Consider the following 19,869-nt stretch of genomic DNA (forward strand, 5'->3'; position numbering starts at 1 on the left):
CTTTATTCTTGAAGGAAAATAAAGTATATTTTTATAAATGTTTAAAAATTTATTAGAAATAAGAAGAGGAAGTTCTCTTAAAATGATCGTACCTATCAAAACATCAACTAATTTTATAGATTTTAATGAAAGTTCTTAGGCGTTATAGAAAACAAAGATCTGAGGTTACGCTATGATTGATAATCAATTAGTAATAGAATTAAAAAACCTCTACGAAAATGAACTTTCGTTGTGCTTTCCATCTGATGAAATCGAAAAGCTTGAAAATTTGCTAGGAGAAATTCATCCCGAGATAGAAGACTTTATCATGGATTTTAATGAGTATTGTGACTTGATTGCAGGGAGCTGTACCTATGTTATTATAGGAAACCAGGTGCCCAAACCTCAAAGCAGTTTCTTGAAAAAAGATTTTTTTCAGAGTTACCCCCAATATGCATTCTTGCAGGCCGTAGTACATCAATTCCCAGAACTAATGAAGGAAATGCTGCGAATTGAAAAGGCGCGGAAGATGTTGGTTAAAACATTGTAATTGTTTTCTGGAGTGAATTTACTTAACCCAATAGGATCCGCCGGAATTCCTAACAAATCAAAAAGGAAGAAGCTCCTCCGGAGCCTCTTCCTTTTTACAATCCCTTTCTCCAACCCTGAAATTCCGCAGCTTTGAAGTTGTAAAGCGGTTTTAAAACCGACTGGATTTCAATTGTATCTTCAGTATTATCGATGATCTCCTGCATGGTTTTGTAGGCAAAAGGCGATTCGTCAATCGTGTCCTGGCTGACGCTCGTTGTAAAGACGTCCTTCATCGTATCGGTAAAATCATCAAGCTGCAGCAGCTGCTTGGCTTTTGTACGCGAAAGGATGCGGCCGGCTCCGTGAGGGCCAGACTGATTCCAATCATCGTTGCCTTTGCCTTTTGCAAGAAGGGAGCCATCGCGCATATTGATCGGAATCAGCACCAATTCATTTTTTCGTGCAGAAATAGCCCCTTTCCGCAAAATCATATGGTCGAGATCGATGTAATTGTGTACGGTATCGATGCGGCCGACTTCCTTTAAATCCATTGCTTCGATCAACACCTGCATCATTGCTGCGCGGTTCCACTTGGCGTATTCTTGGGCAATTTTCAAATCATTGAAATAGTCTTCCATCAAAGATCCCTGCAAATAGGCCAAATCATTCGGAATGACAGGCTTCGTTGATTTATAGGATTTCATAGCCGCATGAATCTCTGAATGCCGGCCTTCGTTCTTCAACTGGTCAATCATCGCTTCAAGCCCTTCTTTATCATTGCTCAGGCTTGCGATGGCTTTCTTTTGATGATAATTCGCAACTTTGACGCCCAAATGGCGGCTTCCGCTATGGATCACTAAATACAGGCGTCCGTCTGCCGCCGCGTTCATTTCAATGAAATGATTTCCGCCGCCCAGTGTTCCTAGCGACTGGATGGCTGTTTCTTTAGAAAAGTTCGCCAGTACATTGTCCAAGTCAATCCTGCCGTCGAACTCGTGGGCATCAGAACGGATGGCTTGTCCGGAAGGGACGAGAGCGTGGATCGCCGCATCCAATTTCCCGAAATCAATATCCTTTTTCTGAATCTCGACACACAACATGCCGCAGCCGATATCGACTCCGACCAGATTGGGGACGACCCGATCCGTCACTTTCATTGTCGTCCCGATGACTGCGCCTTTGCCTGCATGGCAGTCCGGCATGATGCGGACATTCGCTTCTTTTGTCAGTTCCTCATTAAGGAACCCCTCGATTTGGGAAACGGTCATTTCATCGATATTGTGGGTAAACACTTTTGCATCGCTGTATTTGCCTTTAATGATCTTCATCGTTTTCTGCCTCTCTTCCGGGTCAAAGCTCCAGGTTCTATGAATCCGTCGCGACCAACTCTTTAATGTTGCTGCTTTTATCCATTTCATAGATGGTATGTGTATCTGAGGCATTCATCAGCGTCGCTGAGCCATCCTCGTTCAGCCAGAGAAAATAGCTTTCTTCACCGTTTATAATTTTATAGTGGGGGGCAGCCATGTTTACAGCGCCATCAATTTTTACAGCATTCTTGATCGCTTTTTGAAACCGAGCCCTGTCATTCTCTGAAATAAATTCAACAACTACCGGGGCATATGGTTTACCAAAAGCGTAGGATTTCTCTGCTTCCACAACTTCAACTACGCTTGGGACATTCTGCTCTTTCTCATCGCCGCAAGCCGACAAGAACAAGCAAGAAACGAGAAGACTTGTCCAAAGGTTTTTCATCCGTATCGCCTCCATGGAAAGTCAGACGCGTGAAGTTGCCTTAAGTTACATTTTACCAATAACATTGCCATTTATTTCAATCCATTTTATACTTTCCAAAAGAAAAGATTCAATGATTGAGAGAGGTGCAGGTATATGGAAAATTGGCAGGAACTTTCAGCGGAAGAAAACCATTTTGTTTGGGAACGGGTTTACAATGAGTTCTACTTTGAACCGAGCATCCATGTATTTCCTGGGTTCCAAGTTCCGAAGCCGTTTATTACCTATAACATTTTCAGCTTGGCAGATTTCGAGAAGAATCTGGAGTCTTTTGCTGATCTTGAAGCGAAAGTGAGATGGGTTTTCCAAGGGCTCATTGCACCGGATGAATACATTTACGCACTGGATTGGCAGCATGCTGGGTACCGGATGAATCCACATTTGGAAATGCGCCGCAACGAATGGAATGAATGGCTGGTCCCTTTGTATCCGGATGGGGACTATTATTTCTATTTGCAGAAGGATTTCGAGTGGGGCTATTTAGGCCATCCATGGGAAGGGACCATCACCCTATTTGGAGAAAAGCTCTTGGAACGGTTCGAAAAGCATCGCCCATTGCTGTTTGCCGGCAAGCTCCGGGAAGGATAAGCCGATGGAACGCCCTCTTTAATGGCTTAGCGTGATTAATATGATAGAGGAAATTTCAGTAAAACTGAACAGGAGGGTGGAATCGGTGCCTAAATTTAATATGCACTTCGAACTTGCCAAGTTTGCGGAGGCCAGTTCAGGCATCCATATTGCAGCCGACTATTCGTTTTGGGTTCCGCTAATCCGTTATTTCCTTAACGAGGCAGATGAGTTCGAAATACACTGCTGGGAAGATGAAGAAGCAGCGGTTGAAGAAATTTTAGTGGTAGTGAAGGATGCAGCTTGCAGAAAAGAAGGGAAAGTCCTTATTGTCAGTGGCGTCCTAAAAGAAGAGGCAAAGAATTTCATCGTGTCTCAAGCGTTGGACGAAAGCGGGAATTTAAAATGGTTCTCGGTCTTCCTAAGTCAGAATGGGAAATCACGGTTTTCATCCGAACATTACGGAACGGAGTTTACCGGTACAGGGTTAAAACAGCAACAACGGGACTTTTTTGAAGGGGCACTTCCTGCCGGAACCAGTGTTGATGAATGGTAAAGTGCTGCTAATTGAAGGGAGCCTCACCTTTTTCATTGATTACCCAGCCTGGGCTATCATTTAAAAACCCCGTCCTTAAGACTATTGCTAATGCAAGAATGGTTTAAGGACAGGGTTTTTTTCATTTTGTTAAGTTGTTTTATAGGTTCCTTAAAACTTATCTTTAGAAAGCAGGTCGCGGATTTCCGTAAGCAGCTCTTCTTTTTTGTCGAGCACTTCAGGTTCAGCTTCGGCTGGAACATCGTCTTTTCGTTTGAATTTGGTGAACAGACGGATGACCAGGAAGATGGAGAATGCAATGATCAGAAAGTCGATAATAGACTGTGCAAATGCCCCGTAGCGCAATTCAGCTCCATTGAATGTATAAGTCCAGTCGGCTACGCTGAATCCCCCAAGGAGAATGCCAACGGCCGGCATGATGATGTCTTCGACAAGCGAAGTGACAATCTTTCCGAACGCTGTACCGATGACCACGGCAATTGCCAAGTCCAGTACATTTCCCTTTAATGCAAATTTCTTAAAATCTTCCCACATATAATTCACCTCCAAATCCAGTGTACTTCTCGTGGGACTGAAAAGGAAGAAGGAAAAGAAACGCCTAATTTATTCCTTTTCGGAAATTATTCTTGAAAGAATATATAATCGAAACTATGGTACACTGAAAGAAATCCCAAAATAGGTGTGGAACTATGAAAACCAAGAAAAAAACGAAACGCGGAAACCGCTTAAAAATGTGGTTTCTGATCGTCTTGTTTCCTGCAGCTGTCGTTCTGACTACGATGTTGATCCTCGTGTTTTATCTATTCAATCCGGCAACTGTTATAAATTCAATCAAAGATACACCCAAAAATCTGTTTGAAGTGGAGTTGCCTGAGGAAAACATCCCGCTTTATCAAGAAGCGGCCGATGAATACGGTGTTCCTTGGACGCTGCTCGCTGCACATCACCGCATTGAAACGAAATTTTCGTCAATGGATCCGCTCTTGTCGCCTGTCGGAGCGGAAGGCCATATGCAATTTATGCCGTGCACATTCGTCGGATGGAGCCACCCGTCCTGCTCAGGATTGGGGGAAGGGGATATCCCTGACACGGAAAAAACTGATCCTGCGGTCATTGCCCAATACGGCGGCTACGGGGTAGACGGCGACCAGGACGGCATTGCCGATCCTTACAGCTTACCGGATGCTGTGTATAGCGCTGCCAATTACCTTTCGAAAAACGGAGCGGCCAAAGGGGAGCTCGAACGCGCAATCTTTCAGTACAACCACAGCAACCAATACGTCGAGGACGTGCTCCATTATTATCATCTCTATGAAAAAGAATATGCAGCACAATAAAAAAGAGGACCCTCGGGTCCTCTTTTTACATTTCAATTATGCTCTTCTGCGGCCTTTTCTCATTGAACCAAGAATTAGGCTTAAGACGAATACTAGAACCAAAGCACCAATCAATGCAGGGATGATGTATACGCCCCAGATTTCAGGTCCCCAGTTTCCAAGAAGCAAGCTTCCGAGCCAAGCTCCGACGATACCTGCGATAATGTTCCCGATAATGCCTCCAGGAATGTCTTTGCCTAGGATCATGCCAGCTAGCCAACCAATGATACCGCCCATGATTAAGAATAAAATAAAGCTCATGTTTTCCATCTCCTTTTAGTTATGAATAATTGCTACACTTAAGATATAACCTTATTCATGACATTTGAAACATAAAGGAGGAAAAATTATTTGACCTTAGCCCCAAGACTGCCGGAAAAGTGCCGAAGCGCCCATTCGTGGCCCTGCGGAACGAAGCTGGCAACAGCGTCTTTGTAGACTGTAATATCGAACCCTTTATTATACGCATCGACTGCCGTATGCAGGACGCAGATGTCCGTACACACACCTGCAAGGTGCAGATCCGTGATGTCCCGTTCCGCAAGCATCAGTTCAAGAGCTGTGCCAGCAAATGCACTGTAGCGGGTTTTATCCATCCAGACGATGCGCTCTTTGTTTGCTTCATAGACGTCAGCTAAACGGCCGAACAAATTGCGGCCGGCTGTTCCACGGATGTTGTGCGGCGGGAAAAGTTTCGCTTCCGGATGGTACGGGTCGTCCTGCTCGTGCAGATCGACAGGGAACACCACCAGCTCGCCTTCTTGAAGGAATTGCTCAACCAGTTCGCATATCCGCTCTTCAATCGCCTGTCCGGGTTCGCCGCAGGTCAAAGCGCCGTCGTCCGCCACAAAATCCACCGTGTAATCCACAACCAATAAAGCTTTCTTCATTCCATTTCCTCCTCGTAGTTTTAGCAAAATCTTCTATTATCAGTTTACCTGAATCTTGCTGGAAGATGGAAATCTAAAATACTTGCCTTTGTTTGCAATTTTCAGTATACTTTCAAAAAGAGATAAGGGGATGGTCAATATGCAATATGAAAACGTAGAAAAACTCAACCGGCAAGGCATGTGGTTTGTTGTCATCCATACGTTGGTTCTCCTGAATTTCGTCATCGACTTCGAGTTCTTTTTCTAAAAATTTAAAAGGCCGGCTTCCTAACTTGGAAGCCGGCCTTTACTGACTGTTGAGAAACCTTCTTTAGATAAGTTAATAAAAAAATGAACTTTTCACCTCGCTTCGGCCGCTCAGGGCATGACTTTCGCCATGAGCCGGAAAAGCACCCGTCTCATAGCTTCGCCCAGCCCGTGGACGCGCCGGCGCTGGTTTCGCTCTTTAAAAGCTGGTAACTTTATCCGTTTTAGTAGCGCTATCTGAGATATGAAGCAAAACAGCGGAGAAAACCGTACTGCTCCTGTCCCTGCATCGCTGCGCTAGCTTCGGGACATGAAAAACCGTTGCAGCGCTGTGCGCTTCGTCGCAAAGACTTGCCCTTGCAGGCTTCGGGTAAGTCTTGCCTGCGGGACAGCGAGACAGCCGAGACCCCGCAAGCCGCATAGCGGCTGAGGAGGCTTGGCGCTCGCCCGCGGCAAAGAGATGGCTCTAAGGAAGTTTGAGCCATCTCTTTGCGACGAGCGCATAGCGCGCAGGAGCACAGGGGTATTACGCAGCTGTTTTGCGGAATATCGATTAAGAGATGCGTAAATTATATCTTTCTGCTTTTATCCTCGCTTCAAGCGGGTGAGGGCTTCCTTCAGCATGCGGGAAGCTGAATCGAGCGAGACTCCGAGCGTTTCCTGGATCTCTTCCAAGTTCTTGTGTTCAACAGAATACAAATGATAGACATAGGCGAACCGGATATCGCCGGAACGCACCGGCACGCCAAGAAATTCCGACAAGGCGTCCGTGTAATCAGACAGCGATCCCATCTTGAACATGGAATAGCCTTCTTTCACTTTGGAAGACAATAGGTAAGGGGTGTTCCGGAAAACGGCGCGTTCGATTCCTTCCTGGAGGACCGGAATTTCCGAACCGGAGAATTCGAGCTGGCACGCATAGCCATCCTTTTTCTCCAATAAAAGCGTGAGTTTGTCGCCGCGGTTCTCGAAATCATCCACTTCAATAGCGGCCATATCCCGAAGCCGCAGCCCGCGCATATAAAAAATGAACAGGATTTTGGCGTTCAGCGTCAGCTTATCTGAAGCGAGAAGGCTGTCTTTTTTCTCCAACAGCTGCTGGTAATCGATTTCGATATCAGCAGGCGTCAAATCCAGCTTCTGGTTGAGTTTGAATTTCGGCATGAAGTCGACCGGAATCCGGCCGATTTGCCACATATAATCGAACCACTGGCGTATGTAGATCAACTTCCGGTTCAATGTGCTGTCCTTGATGCCGGTTTCGTGCTGTTCCTGCAGGAATTTCTGTATATCGGACGGACGGATCTCATGGGGTTCGACTGTTTTTTTATAGGTTTTCCGAAGAAAGGCGAAAAGCGAACGGATCAACTGGACTTCATGGACGACCGTGTTCGGGCTGATGCCGTTCTTCAACCGGTATTTCTCGTAGCCGTATGGCATAGTGCAGCACCCTTTCTTTTTTGAATTATCTTAATTATACCAGTTGTGGACCGAAAGGGAACGTACTTTCCCTTCAGAAACCCAGTAAAGACGGGCTTTATTCAGAAAAGCATCGGTTTTTGATTAATAAATACAATTCTACATAAGGGAAATACAACTAAAAAACCAAAAACAGCCACCAAGACGCTAAAACCTCGATAAAATGAAGAAAAGAAGAAGGAAATACGTACTATTGTTAGAATAATAGGGTATGCCTTATATGAAGGGTCTTATATAGAAGGAAGAGGTGGATAATGTATAAAGAAGCGAACGAAAAGGTGAGGCAGCAAGTCCTCGTTGCTGCAGAAGGGTTGCCGGATGATTTGCTGAACCGGAAACCCGCGGCTGATGAATGGTCGCCGATGGAAGTGCTCGAGCATCTGCACTTGATGGAGGCGTATATCGCGAAAAACCTCTCGAAACAGATTGCGCGAGAGGAAAGTGAAAAAGCATCCAAGAAACCCATTCAATTGACTGTCAGCCGAATGGTGAAAGTGGATGCCCCGGCACCATTGGTTCCAACCGGTGAATTTTTCACACTGGAAGAGATGAAAGCGCGGCTCGCCGAGTCCCGTGTGTTTTTGGACAGCGTCTATGATGCCACCACGGAAGACGTACTTGAAAGCAAATCTATGCCGCATCCGGTCTTTGGGAAAGTGCCGCTGATCCAGTGGTTTCCGTTTATCGGACTGCATGAAAAGCGTCATTTGAAGCAATTGGAAAAAACCATCGGAAAACTCAAATGATTTCCAAAAGAGTAATTCAAAAAACTTATCACATTCTATAATTTTAATGTAATTTACTTATGCTTTTATTTTCGTTATGATGGTAGAGGAGAAAAGACGCTATAACTAGCCTTTTCAGAAGATTTAAAGGAGGAACATGATCATGGCAAAAAGCAGTTTGCATAATAGCCGCACTTCTTTTGAGCTGAATGGCAAAACGTATAACTATTATCGTTTGGCCGCTCTGGAAGAAGCAGGAATCGCGAAAGTATCACGACTTCCTTACTCGATTAAAGTGCTATTGGAATCCGTATTGCGCCAGCACGACGGATACGTCATCAAAGACGAGCATGTGGAAGAATTGGCAAAATGGGGCAAGAACGCCAACAAAGAAGCCGAAGTGCCATTCAAGCCTTCACGCGTAATCCTTCAGGATTTCACAGGCGTACCGGTTGTCGTCGACTTGGCTGCACTCCGTTCTGCAATGGCGGAAATGGGTGGAGACCCGAACAAGATCAACCCGGATGTTCCAGTTGACCTCGTTGTCGACCACTCTGTACAAGTTGACAGCTACGGCACGAACGAAGCATTGAAGATCAACACGAAATTGGAGTTTGAACGCAACGCGGAGCGCTACCAGTTCCTTAGCTGGGCTCAAAAAGCGTACGACAACTACCGTGCGGTTCCACCGGAAACGGGCATCGTGCACCAAGTGAACCTTGAGTACTTGGCGAACGTCGTCCACGCCATCGCAAATGAAGACGGCACGTTCGAAGCGTACCCAGATACATTAGTCGGAACAGATTCCCATACGACGATGATCAACGGTCTTGGCGTACTCGGATGGGGCGTCGGCGGCATCGAGGCGGAAGCCGGTATGCTTGGACAGCCATCATTCTTCCCGATTCCGGAAGTTATCGGTGTGAAATTGGTGAATGCGTTGCCAAACGGCGCAACAGCTACTGACTTGGCGCTGAAAATCACACAAGTGCTCCGCCAAAAAGGCGTGGTTGGGAAATTCGTTGAATTCTACGGCGCGGGTGTTACGACATTGCCGCTTGCTGACCGTTCAACAATTGCCAACATGGCACCTGAATACGGCGCAACTTGCGGTTTCTTCCCGGTTGACGAAGAAGCGTTGGATTACCTCCGCTTGACGGGCCGCGAAGAAGAGCATATCGCAGTCGTGAAAGCTTATTTGCAGGCGAACGACATGTTCTTCGATGCAGACAAAGATCCGGTTTACACGGATACGATCGAAGTGGATCTTTCAGCGATCGAACCGAACCTTTCCGGACCGAAACGCCCGCAAGATTTGATTCCGCTTTCTCAAATGAAAACAGAATTCAACAAAGCGGTCACTGCTCCAGAAGGACCTCATGGTTTTGCGCTTAGCGACCAGGAAATCAACAAGACAGCAACTGTGAACTTCAAAGACGGCTCTTCTGCTGTAATGAAGACAGGCGCGATCGGCATTGCGGCGATCACTTCTTGTACAAACACTTCCAACCCGTACGTTATGCTCGGTGCTGGACTTGTTGCGAAAAAAGCAGTTGAAAAAGGCTTGATGCCGCCAGCTTACGTAAAAACTTCATTGGCTCCAGGGTCGAAAGTTGTTACGGGCTACCTGAAGCAGGCTGGACTCTTGGATTACCTTGAGCAAATCCGCTTCAATTTGGTCGGCTACGGCTGTACGACATGTATCGGTAACTCAGGCCCAATGCTTCCTGAAATCGAAGATGCGATTTTGGATAACGATCTATTGGTGACTTCTGTACTTTCCGGTAACCGTAACTTTGAAGGACGCATCCACCCGCTAGTTAAAGCAAACTACTTGGCTTCACCGCCATTGGTTGTCGCTTATGCACTTGCTGGAACAGTGGACATCGATCTTCAGAACGACCCGATCGGACAAGACAAAGAAGGAAACAAGGTCTTCTTGAGCGATATCTGGCCGACAACTGAAGAAGTGAACGAAGTTGTCAAGAGCACAGTTACGCCTGAATTGTTCCGTAAAGAATATGCTCGCGTATTCGATGAAAACGAAACATGGAATGCGATTGAAACGAACGACGATTCGCTTTATAACTTCGATGAGAATTCGACGTATATCCAGAACCCGCCGTTCTTCCAAGGACTTTCAAGAGAACCGCAGCCGATCCAGACACTTGCCGGCTTGCGCGTTGTTGCGAAATTCGCAGATTCCATCACGACAGACCATATTTCACCAGCTGGAGCGATCGGCAAAGATACTCCTGCAGGCAAATACCTGCGTGAAAACGGCGTAGAGCCGCGTAATTTCAACTCTTACGGATCACGCCGCGGAAACCACGAAGTCATGATGCGCGGAACGTTCGCGAACATCCGGATCCGCAACCAGGTAGCACCAGGAACAACTGGCGGCTATACAACGTTCTGGCCGACAGGCGAAACGATGCCGATCTATGATGCAGCGATGAAGTACCAAGACCTGGGCACTGGCCTGGTCGTACTTGCTGGAAAAGATTACGGCATGGGCTCTTCCCGTGACTGGGCTGCCAAAGGGACTTTCCTATTGGGCATCAAAACAGTCATCGCGGAAAGCTATGAGCGGATCCATCGTTCGAACCTTGTAATGATGGGCGTTCTGCCGCTTCAGTTCCTGAACGGTCAAAACGCGGATTCACTTGGTTTGACAGGCCGCGAAACCATTTCTGTCAACTTGACTGATGACGTGAAACCGCGCGACATCATGAAAGTCACTGCGACTGCAGAAGACGGCACAGTAACGGAATTCGAAGCGCTAGTTCGTTTCGACTCTGAAGTTGAAGTCGACTACTACCGCCACGGCGGCATTCTGCAAATGGTATTGAGAAGAAAATTAGTGGAAGCGTAAGCTGACGCTGATGAGATAAGGCCGCCCCTGGGCGGCCTTATTTTTTATTTCCCGGAAGAAATTCGGTATACTTACGAAGAGGTGAAAGTGGAAATGCATATAAGCGAAAAAGAAATCGAAATCCGCTACGCGGAAACCGATCAAATGGGCGTGGTGTATCACGCAAACTATATCATCTGGCTGGAAATCGGCCGGACAAAACTGATTGAAGACGTCGGCTTCACCTATGCGGCAATGGAGAGCCAAGGCTACCTGTCGCCGGTGACCGACATTTCCATCCAGTACAAGGCGGCGCTCCGGTACGGCCAAAAAGCGATCGTCCGCACCTGGGTGGAAGAGCATGGCCGCCTGCGCACGACCTATGGCTATGAAATCCTCCATGAAGACGGCACGCTCGCAGCGACGGCGACGTCTGAGCATGTGGTCGTGAAAAAAGAGTCGTTCCGTCCGGTTTCCTTGAAGAAAATCTATCCGGAATGGCATGAAAAATACGAAGAAATCAAAAAGCAGGCACCCGATGGCGTTCGGAATTAAGCGGGAAGAGCTCCTGATCTGGAAGCAGCAAGTCGCCGAAGGGGAAATCGCTTTTTTGACGCATTACTGGGTGGACGTCCGGTTTCCGGGCTGTTCGACGGTCACCAAAGTCGGCTGCAGCGATCTCGAAAAGCTGGAGAGGTGGGGGAGGCAGTACGGCTTGAAGCCGGAATGGATGGACCTGCGCAACAACTACCCGCATTTCGACTTGTTCGGGGAGCACCAGCAGCGCATCATGGAAGCGGAAGACATGCTCCATCAATTGCACCGATTCAAAAAGGAAGAAGCGTGAATTCACGCTTCTTCCTTTTGGTAGTCATAATTCAATTCTTTCAGGTCATCATTGACGTTGACAAAAAGATCGTGGCCGTCAAAGTACCAAGCATCGGTCGCTTCGATGTAATACGTCACGTCGCCTTGTTCCACTTTTGCAGCAGCTTCTGCCGGGACATCCTTGGTGACGCCCAGTGAAAAGCCGGGCTGCAGCTTGCTCGAGCCGCCGTAGCGGACAAAGAAGCGGACCGTATCTCCCGGTTCTACTTCCATTTCGTTCTGAAACCATTCGAATGCATCGTTGCTGATGTTGATTTTCATCGTCACACGCCCTTTCAGCGGCTGTTCACCACTTGATTTTCGGTTCTGTGCCGGCTTTGATCCGGGCAATGTTCGCTCGGTGCCGGTAAATGATAAAACCGGCAAGAATCAAAATGACAATCAAAAATGGATAATCTTGTGAATAAAAAGTGTAAATGACTGTATAAATAACCGCAACTACTGCTAAAATGATAGAAGAAAGCGATACCATCTTCGTGATTTTCAGCGCAATCAGCAAAACTGCAACTGCGACCAGGAACAACGGCCATTGATAGCCGAGCAGGATGCCGCCGGAAGTTGCCACCGCTTTGCCGCCCTTGAATTTCGCAAAAACCGGAAACATATGGCCAATGACCGCAAGCACGCCGAAGACGAGCGGGTGGATGTCGGTAGCGATGAAATAGGGGATCATGGTAGCTGCAGTGCCTTTTAGGATATCCATCACGGTTACGGCGATGCCAGCTTTTGCACCGAGCGTCCGGAATGTGTTGGTTGCGCCGAGGTTGCCGCTCCCTTTCGTGCGGATATCGGTTTTGTAAAAAATCTTCCCGATCCACAGCGCAGATGGAATCGAGCCAAGCAAATAAGCGAGAATAATTGGAAAAAAAATATCCATGGAAAACTCCTTTGAGCCATATGTATTTATGTTTTCAGTTTAACATGAAGCCGGATCAATGGACAATATTCACTTGATTATTCAACAACGCAACGCAAATCATGTATGATAGAATGAAAAGGACAGGTGATCAGCGTGCAAAACCCAAGCCGTGAAGAAATCAAAAAAGTGCTCGACGAGTCGAAGACCATTGCGGTCGTGGGCTTGAGCCCGAACCCGAGCCGGACTTCGTATATGGTGTCGGAAGCGATGCAAAAAGCGGGCTACCGGATCATCCCGGTCAATCCCCAGGCAGACGAAGTGCTCGGTGAAAAGAGCTTTGCGTCCCTTGCGGAAGTTCCGGAACCGGTGGACATCGTCAATGTTTTCCGCCGCAGTGAATTCCTGCCGGAGCTGGCAGAGGCGTACCTGGAAACGGACGCACCGGTCTTCTGGACACAGTTGAATGTTGTCGACGAAGAAGTCTTCAAGAAGTTGACCGAATCCGGACGCACTGTTATCATGGACCGCTGCATCAAAGTGGAACACGCCATCTTAAAATAAGGTGATTATAGGTAATAAGGGCGCCTAGCGCTCTTTTTCTATGATTATTGACAGATTGGCGCGTTACCGATACGATTAATAGATAAGAGAAATACGAACAGATGTTTTGTTGGAGGGAAAATCAATGGCCAAATCTAAAAATACGGCATACAACGAAGAAGCAATCCAAGTACTCGAAGGCCTAGACGCCGTTAGAAAACGCCCGGGTATGTATATCGGTTCGACTGATGCCAGAGGTCTTCACCATTTGGTTTATGAAATCGTCGACAACTCGGTCGATGAAGCGCTTGCAGGATTCGGCGACCGCATCAATGTCACGATCCACGAAGACAATAGCTTGAGCGTCCGCGACTACGGGCGCGGAATGCCGACCGGCATGCACCGCAGCGGCAAACCGACGCCGGAAGTCATCTTGACCGTGCTCCACGCAGGCGGCAAGTTCGGCCAGGGCGGCTATAAGACAAGCGGCGGCCTGCACGGCGTCGGGGCTTCGGTCGTCAACGCATTGTCGAAATTCCTGGAAGTGACGATCCACCGCGACGGCAAAAAATACCGCCAGCGGTTTGAAAATGGCGGGAAACCCGTCACGACACTTGAAGAAATCGGCAAAACGAAAGAAACCGGTACGGAGATCCATTTCCTGCCGGATGAGACGATTTTCTCTTCGACCAAGTACAATTACGAGACCCTGAGCGAACGGCTGCGCGAATCGGCGTTCCTGCTGAAAGGCCTCAAAATCGAACTGACCGACAAACGGACGGATACACATGATTCGTTCTTTTTTGAAACGGGCATTGAAGCGTTCGTCGCTTATTTGAACGAAGAGAAAGACGTGCTGCACCCTGTCGCCTACATGGAAGGGCAGCAGGACGAACTTGAAGTGGAATTTTCATTCCAATTCAACGACGGCTATTCCGAAACCATCCTGTCGTTTGTCAACAACGTCCGGACACGGGACGGCGGAACGCACGAGACCGGCGCGAAAGCGGCGATGACGCGGGTGTTCAATGACTATGCACGGAAAATCAATTTACTGAAAGATAAAGATAAAAACCTCGAAGGCTCGGATATCCGCGAAGGGCTTGCGGCGATTGTTTCCGTGCGCATTCCGGAAGCGCTCCTGCAATTCGAAGGGCAGACGAAAAGCAAGCTCGGCACAAGTGAAGCGCGGAGCATCGTCGATGCGGTCGTTTCGCAGCAGCTGATGTATTATTTGGAAGAAAATGCAGAATTGAGTGCCTCGCTTGTCCGCAAGGCCATCCGGGCATCACAAGCGCGCCTAGCTGCCCGCAAAGCGCGGGAAGATGCACGCAACGGCAAAAAGCGCAAGAAATCCGATGCATTATTGTCCGGCAAATTGACGCCGGCGCAATCGCGCAACGCCTCGAAAAACGAATTGTATCTCGTTGAGGGCGACTCGGCCGGCGGTTCAGCGAAGCAAGGCCGCGACCGGACGTTCCAGGCGATCCTGCCGCTCCGCGGGAAAGTCGTCAATACTGAAAAAGCGAAGCTTGAAGACATCATGAAAAACGAAGAGATTTCCACGATCATCCATGCAATCGGCGGCGGCGTGGCGTCGGACTTTTCTGTCGAGGACATCGCCTACAACAAAGTCATCATCATGACCGATGCCGATACGGACGGAGCGCATATCCAAGTGTTGCTTCTCACGTTCTTCTACCGCTACATGAAGCCGCTGATCGAAGCGGGCAAAGTGTTCATCGCCCTGCCGCCGCTCTACAAAGTGTCAAAAGGCGTCGGCAAGAAAGAAGTCATCGATTACGCTTGGACCGAATCCGACCTTGAAGCGGCAACGAAAAAAGTGGGCAAGGGCTATATGCTGCAGCGCTATAAAGGTCTTGGCGAGATGAACGCCGACCAATTGTGGGAAACGACGATGAATCCGGAAAGCCGCACGCTGATCCGCGTCACGATCGAGGACGGGGCGCGTGCCGAACGCCGGATCACCACGCTCATGGGCGACAAGGTTGAACCGCGCCGCCTATGGATTGAGAACAACGTCGACTTCGGTATGGAGGAAGACGGAAACATTCTAGAAAATGATTTGATTCATGCTGAGGAGGAAGTTGTATGACACAGACCGAACGTTTTCAAGATCTGCCATTAGAAGAAGTCATCGGCGATCGGTTTGGGCGTTACAGTAAATACATCATCCAGGACCGTGCACTTCCGGATGCACGGGACGGGTTGAAGCCTGTTCAGCGCCGGATTTTATATGCGATGTTCAAAGAAGGAAATACCAATGACAAAGCGTTCCGGAAATCGGCCAAGACGGTCGGGAACGTTATCGGCAACTACCACCCGCACGGCGATACGTCCGTGTACGAGGCGATGGTGCGGCTTAGCCAGGACTGGAAAGTGCGCCATATGCTCGTTGAAATGCACGGGAACAACGGATCGATGGACGGGGATTCCCCGGCTGCGATGCGTTATACAGAAGCGCGTTTGTCATCGATTGCCGGCGAATTGCTGCGCGACATCGACAAGCGCACCGTCGAGTTCATCCCGAACTTTGACGATTCGGATATGGAGCCGACTGTTTTGCCGGCCCGTTTTCCGAACCTTTTGGTCAACGGCTCGACCGGTATTTCTGCCGGTTACGCAACAGACATCCCGCCGCATGCGTTAAGCGAAGTGCTCGATGCAGTATTGATGCGCATGGACAACCCGAATGCAACCGTCGAGGAATTGATGACGGTCATCAAAGGGCCGGATTTCCCGACAGGCGGCATCATCCAGGGCGTCGACGGCATCAAGAAAGCTTATGAGACAGGCAAAGGGAAGATCATCGTCCGCGCCAAAGCGGAAATCGAACCGCTCAAAGGCGGAAAAGAACAGATCGTCATCACGGAAATCCCGTTTGAAGTCAACAAAGCGAACATGATCAAGAAAATCGATGATCAGCGGTTTGACCGGAAGCTCGAAGGCATTTCGGAAGTCCGCGATGAAACCGACCGGACCGGACTGCGGATCGTCATCGAATTGAAAAAAGAAGTGGATGCGAACGGCATTTTGAATTATTTATTCAAAAATACCGATCTGCAGGTCAGCTACAACTTCAATATGGTCGCAATCCACAAGCGCCGGCCGATGATGATGACGCTCCATACCTTGCTGGATGCCTATATCACGCACCAAAAGGAGATCGTCACAAAACGGGCAGAATACGACCTGCAAAAAGCCAATGACCGCATGCATATTGTGGAAGGTTTGATGAAGGCGCTGTCGATTCTGGACGAAGTCATCAAGACCATCCGTGCGTCGAAAGACAAGCGCGATGCGAAGAACAATTTGATCGATTCGTTTGCGTTTTCGGAAGCCCAAGCGGAAGCGATTGTCAGCTTGCAGCTTTACCGCTTGACGAACACCGATATTACAGATCTCCGCAATGAAGCCGAAAGCTTGAGAAAGCTGATCGCCGAGTTGACGGGTATTTTGACAAGTGCGACGAAATTGAAGAACGTCATCAAGAAGGAACTCGCCGGCATCCGCAAGCAATTTGCCGAACCGCGCCGTTCCGTCATTGAAGAAAAGATCCAGGAAATCACCATCACCCGCGAATTGATGATTCCGAGTGAAGACGTGGTGGTGACCGTCACGAAGGAAGGCTATGTGAAACGGACAAGCACGCGTTCCCACGCCGCTTCGAACGGCAAGGACTTCGCGATGAAGGATTCGGATCATCTGCTGTTCGAACGCGTTTTGAACACGCAGCATACCGTACTCATCTTCACGTCAAACGGCAATTTCGTCTATCAGCCGATCAACGAATTGCCGGACATCAAGTGGAAAGACCTCGGCCAGCATTTGTCGAGCATCGTCCAGTTGGAGCCGAATGAATCGATTCTTGCGGTGTATCCATTCGAGAATTTCGATGCCGACGCGAGCATCCTCACCGTCTCGAAAAACGGCATGGTCAAACGGTCGGCTCTCAAGGACTACCATGTCCAGCGCTACTCGCGTGCCATCAAGACGATGAACCTGAAAAAAGGCGATACGATGGTCTTTGCCGGATTGGTCACCAAAGAAACGGAATTGTTCATCGCGACCAATCAAGCCTATGGCGTGCGGTTCCCGATGGATGAAGTGCCATTGACCGGTCTTCGGACAGCTGGCGTCAAAGGCGTGAATTTGAAAGACGGCGATTCGGTCGTCTCTGCCATCATGGTCCACCCGGAACGGAGCCAGGATCTTCTCTTGGTTACACACCGCGGGGCAGCGAAGAAGATGAAGCTCCAGGAATTTGAAACAGGGAGCCGCGCGAAGCGAGGCGTCGTCATGCTGCGTGAACTGAAATCCAACCCTCACCGCGTTGTGGCAGTCGTACCAGTTGAAGGGGCAGAGGAAGTGCTGATCGAAACGGCCAAAGGCGTCGAACTTTCAATCCCGGCCACTAAACTGAAAACGGTTGACCGCTATTCCAACGGTTCGTTTATCGCGGATGAAGCGGCTGACGGCAAAGTTACCGCCGTCTACAAAAAAGAACTGCCTGCTCCAAAAGAGCAAAGTTGAACCGAATACAAGAAGAAAAGCTGATCCGCTAAGGGTCAGCTTTTTTTGCATTTAACCAGCAAAGTGGGTTAAGGACAAGATTTTTAACATATAACCTATCGCTTATATTATAAATAAATTATTTATGTAAACTAATTTATGTAACGAAAAATGTTATATATAAGCGTATGGTTATGTAGTAAATAAATAAATTATGTAAACTATATATGAAATTCTTCAAATGTCGTTCTATTCTGATAGCTTCGTTGACACTGCCTGAGAAGCTTCCTATACTTGATATATAACAGTTTCATATAAGCTAAGCGAAAGGGGAAATGTTCATGTTTGCACCACTTACACCATTGGATTGGAAGCGCCGCGCCATCAAGTATTACCCTGAGAAAGTGGCGGTGGTTGATGAGGAAAAAACGTTTACATACAAAGAGTTCGGCAAGCGGACAGATCAGCTGGCATACGCGCTGCACAATGCCGGTGTCCTAAAAGGCGACCATGTCGCGGTCATGCTGCCGAATACCCACTATATGCTCGAGTGCTTCTATGGCATCTGCCAATTGGGTGCCGTAATGGTGCCGCTTAATTACCGGCTGACTGCCAAGGACCTCGAATACATCATCCGCCACAGCGACGCGAAAATGCTCATTGTAGACGCTGAGTTCGGCAAATTGATCGAGGACATCCAGGATACGTTGCCGCTCCAAAAATACATCGTTGTCGACGTGCCCGGATGCGAGTCGAAGATCAACGGCGTATCCTATGAAGAATTCATCAGCGAAATGCCGGAGGACGGTGCGCTTCCACAAGTCGATATTGATGAGAACCAGATGCTGACGCTGAACTATACAAGCGGCACCACCTCGAACCCGAAAGGCGTCATGCTGACGCACCGCAGCAATTACTTGAACGCCGCCAACTTCCTGTACCATTTGAATGTTTCGCATGATGACGTCTATCTGCACACGCTGCCGATGTTCCATGCCAATGGCTGGGGCGGGGTCTGGGCGCTGACAGCGGCAGGCGGGACGCATATTTGCCTGCGCAAAGTCGATCCGCCGCGCATTCTTGAACTGTTTGAACAGCACCAGGTGACGCTGTTATGCGGCGCGCCGACCGTCGTCAATATGCTCGTCAACGAACCGAAAGCGAAAGAAATCAACTTGAAAACCAAGCTGCGGATGGCGACAGCAGGCGCTCCGCCGGCAGCTGCGCTGATTGCAAAAGCGCAATCGGTCCTCGGTTTGAATATGATGCACGTATACGGACTGACCGAAACGTCGCCGTTCATCCTGTATTGCGAATGGCATCAAGAGTTTGATGGTCTCGCAGCAGATGAACAGGCCTCCATCAAAGCGCGACAAGGGATTGAGCTCGCGTTCAACGGGGAAACAAAAGTCGTCAACCAGGAGGACGGCAGGGAAGTCGCGTGGAACGGCAAAGAACTGGGTGAAATCATCACGCGCGGCAACGTCGTTATGAGCGGCTACTATAAGGATCCCGCAAAGACGGCTGAAGCGATCAAGGACGGCTGGTTCTACACAGGGGATCTCGCGGTCACCTATCCCGACGGCTATATTGAGATCCAGGACCGCATTAAAGACATGATCATCTCCGGCGGTGAAAACATCTCCTCGACCGAAATTGAAGGTGTGCTCTATAAGCATCCGGACGTCATGGAAGTGGCCGTCATCGCCGTTCCAGACGAGAAATGGGGCGAAGTGCCGAAAGCGATCATTGTGCTGCAGCCGGGCGCTGCGTGCACGGAAGCGGACATCATCGCGTATACCCGCGACAACATGGCGCATTTCAAAGCACCGAAGTCGATCGATTTTGTCGATGCGCTGCCGAAGACGGCCACCGGCAAACTGCAGAAATTCCGCTTGCGCGAAATGTACTGGAACAGCCCAAAAAAGGTGAATTGACAAAAAGACCGGAATCGATGGATTCTGGTCTTTTTTTAGTTTTCGAGATAATAAATATTTGTCCAATAGGTGGATCTGCCTCCTTGTTTGAAGAAGCTCAATAGATGATTCCCTA

20 protein-coding genes are annotated in these 19,869 nt (G+C 48.6%); 12 read left to right on the forward strand and 8 right to left on the reverse strand.

Features of this window, described 5'->3' with window-relative positions:
- Positions 1 to 172 precede the first annotated feature (172 nt).
- Positions 173 to 529: a YxiJ family protein gene (locus ACTL32_RS08870; RefSeq protein WP_441341100.1), complete on the forward strand. Its 357-nt coding sequence runs from the start codon at positions 173 to 175 to the stop codon at positions 527 to 529.
- Positions 530 to 623: 94 nt separating this feature from the next.
- On the opposite strand, the gene ACTL32_RS08875 is transcribed toward ACTL32_RS08870, so the two are convergent.
- Together ACTL32_RS08875 and ACTL32_RS08880 are read right to left on the reverse strand one after the other, a co-directional pair.
- Entirely contained in the window at positions 624 to 1,838 is a 1,215-nt protein-coding gene (locus tag ACTL32_RS08875; RefSeq protein ID WP_441341101.1) for an RtcB family protein, read from the reverse strand.
- 37 nt (positions 1,839 to 1,875) lie between these two features.
- Entirely contained in the window at positions 1,876 to 2,265 is a 390-nt protein-coding gene (locus ACTL32_RS08880) for a hypothetical protein (protein ID WP_441341102.1), read from the reverse strand.
- 135 nt (positions 2,266 to 2,400) lie between these two features.
- Here ACTL32_RS08880 and ACTL32_RS08885 point away from each other — a divergent pair, with 135 nt between their 5' ends.
- Positions 2,401 to 2,892 carry a DUF2716 domain-containing protein gene (locus ACTL32_RS08885; RefSeq protein WP_441341103.1) on the forward strand — a complete coding sequence of 164 codons (492 nt, stop codon included), beginning with the start codon at positions 2,401 to 2,403 and terminating at the stop codon, positions 2,890 to 2,892.
- A 76-nt stretch (positions 2,893 to 2,968) separates the two neighbouring features.
- Positions 2,969 to 3,427 carry a hypothetical protein gene (locus ACTL32_RS08890; RefSeq protein ID WP_441341104.1) on the forward strand — a complete coding sequence of 153 codons (459 nt, stop codon included), beginning with the start codon at positions 2,969 to 2,971 and terminating at the stop codon, positions 3,425 to 3,427.
- Positions 3,428 to 3,577: 150 nt separating this feature from the next.
- On the opposite strand, the gene mscL is transcribed toward ACTL32_RS08890, so the two are convergent.
- Entirely contained in the window at positions 3,578 to 3,961 is a 384-nt protein-coding gene (mscL, locus tag ACTL32_RS08895; protein ID WP_441341105.1) for a large conductance mechanosensitive channel protein MscL, read from the reverse strand.
- Positions 3,962 to 4,116: 155 nt separating this feature from the next.
- On the opposite strand from mscL, the gene ACTL32_RS08900 reads away from it, so the two are divergent.
- A complete protein-coding gene (locus tag ACTL32_RS08900) occupies positions 4,117 to 4,764 on the forward strand; it encodes a lytic transglycosylase domain-containing protein (RefSeq protein ID WP_441341106.1) in 648 nt (215 codons plus the stop codon).
- Positions 4,765 to 4,800: 36 nt separating this feature from the next.
- Here the strand turns inward: ACTL32_RS08900 and ACTL32_RS08905 are convergent, their stop codons facing one another.
- The 3 genes from ACTL32_RS08905 to ACTL32_RS08915 all read right to left on the reverse strand — a co-directional run bounded on the left by ACTL32_RS08905 (position 4,801) and on the right by ACTL32_RS08915 (position 7,379).
- Complete coding sequence (locus tag ACTL32_RS08905; protein WP_441341107.1) at positions 4,801 to 5,064, reverse strand: GlsB/YeaQ/YmgE family stress response membrane protein; 264 nt, start codon at positions 5,062 to 5,064, stop codon at positions 4,801 to 4,803.
- 86 nt (positions 5,065 to 5,150) lie between these two features.
- Positions 5,151 to 5,693, reverse strand: coding sequence for a cysteine hydrolase family protein (locus ACTL32_RS08910; RefSeq protein WP_441341108.1), 543 nt, complete (start codon positions 5,691 to 5,693; stop codon positions 5,151 to 5,153).
- Positions 5,694 to 6,524: 831 nt separating this feature from the next.
- Positions 6,525 to 7,379: a site-specific integrase gene (locus tag ACTL32_RS08915; RefSeq protein WP_441341109.1), complete on the reverse strand. Its 855-nt coding sequence runs from the start codon at positions 7,377 to 7,379 to the stop codon at positions 6,525 to 6,527.
- Between the two features lie 293 nt (positions 7,380 to 7,672).
- Between ACTL32_RS08915 and ACTL32_RS08920 the strand changes: the two genes are divergently transcribed.
- The 4 genes from ACTL32_RS08920 (at position 7,673) to ACTL32_RS08935 (ending at position 11,844) form a co-directional block, all read left to right on the forward strand.
- Positions 7,673 to 8,164, forward strand: coding sequence for a DinB family protein (locus tag ACTL32_RS08920; protein WP_441341110.1), 492 nt, complete (start codon positions 7,673 to 7,675; stop codon positions 8,162 to 8,164).
- 142 nt (positions 8,165 to 8,306) lie between these two features.
- Positions 8,307 to 11,018, forward strand: a complete 2,712-nt coding sequence (gene acnA, locus ACTL32_RS08925; protein WP_441341111.1) for an aconitate hydratase AcnA — start codon at positions 8,307 to 8,309, stop codon at positions 11,016 to 11,018.
- A 93-nt stretch (positions 11,019 to 11,111) separates the two neighbouring features.
- Positions 11,112 to 11,552 (forward strand): acyl-CoA thioesterase, encoded by a 441-nt coding sequence (locus ACTL32_RS08930; RefSeq protein ID WP_204890609.1) that lies wholly within the window; start codon positions 11,112 to 11,114, stop codon positions 11,550 to 11,552.
- A complete protein-coding gene (locus ACTL32_RS08935) occupies positions 11,536 to 11,844 on the forward strand; it encodes a hypothetical protein (RefSeq protein ID WP_441341112.1) in 309 nt (102 codons plus the stop codon). Before ACTL32_RS08930 ends, ACTL32_RS08935 begins: the two co-directional genes overlap by 17 nt.
- A gap of 2 nt (positions 11,845 to 11,846) precedes the next feature.
- Here the strand turns inward: ACTL32_RS08935 and ACTL32_RS08940 are convergent, their stop codons facing one another.
- A complete protein-coding gene (locus ACTL32_RS08940) occupies positions 11,847 to 12,146 on the reverse strand; it encodes a HesB/YadR/YfhF family protein (protein WP_441341113.1) in 300 nt (99 codons plus the stop codon).
- A 25-nt stretch (positions 12,147 to 12,171) separates the two neighbouring features.
- Positions 12,172 to 12,762 (reverse strand): glycerol-3-phosphate 1-O-acyltransferase PlsY, encoded by a 591-nt coding sequence (gene plsY, locus ACTL32_RS08945; RefSeq protein WP_441341114.1) that lies wholly within the window; start codon positions 12,760 to 12,762, stop codon positions 12,172 to 12,174.
- A gap of 129 nt (positions 12,763 to 12,891) precedes the next feature.
- Here plsY and ACTL32_RS08950 point away from each other — a divergent pair, with 129 nt between their 5' ends.
- From ACTL32_RS08950 to ACTL32_RS08965, 4 genes are all read left to right on the forward strand, one after another.
- Positions 12,892 to 13,305, forward strand: coding sequence for a CoA-binding protein (locus ACTL32_RS08950; protein ID WP_441341214.1), 414 nt, complete (start codon positions 12,892 to 12,894; stop codon positions 13,303 to 13,305).
- Positions 13,306 to 13,429: 124 nt separating this feature from the next.
- On the forward strand, positions 13,430 to 15,400 hold the full coding sequence (parE, locus tag ACTL32_RS08955) for a DNA topoisomerase IV subunit B (protein ID WP_204890614.1): 1,971 nt from the start codon (positions 13,430 to 13,432) through the stop codon (positions 15,398 to 15,400).
- Positions 15,397 to 17,838 (forward strand): DNA topoisomerase IV subunit A, encoded by a 2,442-nt coding sequence (gene parC / locus ACTL32_RS08960; RefSeq protein WP_441341115.1) that lies wholly within the window; start codon positions 15,397 to 15,399, stop codon positions 17,836 to 17,838. The genes parE and parC overlap by 4 nt, the downstream gene beginning before the upstream one ends.
- Positions 17,839 to 18,158: 320 nt before the next feature.
- Entirely contained in the window at positions 18,159 to 19,754 is a 1,596-nt protein-coding gene (locus ACTL32_RS08965; RefSeq protein ID WP_441341116.1) for a long-chain-fatty-acid--CoA ligase, read from the forward strand.
- Positions 19,755 to 19,869 lie beyond the last annotated feature (115 nt).

This window comes from Planococcus sp. FY231025 (assembly GCF_052078085.1).
Taxonomy (GTDB): Bacteria; Bacillota; Bacilli; order Bacillales_A; family Planococcaceae; genus Planococcus.